The organism is Microbacterium maritypicum MF109, assembly GCF_000455825.1.
In the GTDB taxonomy this organism is placed as follows: Bacteria; Actinomycetota; Actinomycetes; order Actinomycetales; family Microbacteriaceae; genus Microbacterium; species Microbacterium maritypicum_A.
The window spans coordinates 1-308 of record NZ_ATAO01000166.1; the positions used below are offsets into that span (position 1 = coordinate 1).

The window sequence follows — 308 nt, forward strand, 5'->3', positions numbered from 1 at the left end:
GGCCATCAGGGGAGCGACGACGATCAGCGCCCAGGAGACCGTCTGCCAGGATCCGAGTTCGCGGGCGAGCAGACCGCCCTCCGCGTAGCCGATCGCGGCGGCGAGCACGGCCCCGAACAGCAGCAGGTCGGCGCCGGTGAGGGAGCCGAGTCCGCCGTTCTGCAATGCGGCGAACACGACGGCCGCGGCAGCGCCGAGGAACGCGAAGATCCAGAAGGATCGGACGGGACGTTCGCGCGTGCGGAGCACCACGGCGACTGCGGTCGCGGCGGGAAGCAGACCGATCACGACGGCACCGTGGCTGGCGG

General features: G+C 72.1%; 1 pseudogene. It reads right to left on the reverse strand.

Annotated elements, in window-relative coordinates:
- Window positions 1-308, reverse strand: a pseudogene (locus L687_RS29635) (EamA family transporter); the annotation flags it as partial.